This window comes from Salinimicrobium oceani, assembly GCF_012037645.1.
Window position 1 is genome coordinate 1 of record NZ_JAAVJR010000043.1, and the last position, 976, is coordinate 976.

The 976-nt window shown below is 42.6% G+C and carries 1 protein-coding gene; it reads left to right on the forward strand.

Translation table 11 applies throughout. From position 1 onward, the window contains the following. Positions 1 to 62: 62 nt before the first annotated feature. The coding region (locus tag HC175_RS15230; RefSeq protein ID WP_209310004.1) for a malto-oligosyltrehalose synthase at positions 63 to 976 on the forward strand (914 nt) is incomplete at its 3' end.

Consider the following 976-nt stretch of genomic DNA (forward strand, 5'->3'; position numbering starts at 1 on the left):
TGGGACCGGAATCCGGCAAATACAACTTTTTTGACATTGACTGGGAGAAAACAGGGAAGCTCATGGCTCCCTTTTTAGGAAGTGAGTTAGAGGAGGTGCTCCAAAAGAAGGAGCTTCAGTTACAGGTGTCAAAAAAGGGATTTTCATTCACCTATTTTGATCATGAATATCCCGCCTCTGCCAGGTCTTATTATCTCATTTTAAAAGGACTCGGAAAGTGGGAAGAAAAATTCCGGAATCTTTCCGGAGATAAAGAAAACTGGGAAGAACTTAAGGAATTTATGGTCAGGGAGTATCAAAAAGATCCCGATTTCAGGAACAGCGTCAATAAACAGATCATTGAGATCAATGATTCCGAAGAAAAGCTGAGAGAGATCCTTGACCAACAATTTTTCCAGCCTTCACACTGGAAGAAAACAGAAACCAGCATCAATTACCGCAGATTTTTCACCATCAACGATCTTATTTGCTTAAGAATGGAGGAGGAGGAGGTTTTTGAGAGCTATCATCGCTTTATCCTCCAGTTGTGTGAAGAAAATCTGATCCAGGGCCTAAGGATCGACCATATTGACGGACTTTTTGATCCCAAAGCTTACCTGGAAAGGCTGAGAGAAAAATTAGGACCCGATTTTTATATAATCATTGAAAAGATCCTCGAGTGGGACGAAAAACTGCCGGTACACTGGCCGGTTGAAGGAACCAGCGGGTATGGTTTCCTGGCCACCGTTAACCAGGTGCTCACGAACAAAAACAGCGAAGACCAGTTCTTTAAAGCCTATCGAAAAGTTGATCCGGGGCATTCAGATTATCATGACCTGGTTTATAAACAAAAGATGTTTATCCTCAAAGAGAGGATGGGAGGTGAATATGAGAATTTATGGCAGCTGGCTGGAGATCTTGACTTGCTTGAGGAGCAGGATGACACAAGACTAAAAGAAGCTCTGGGAGCATTTTTGGCAGGATTTCCTGTTTACAG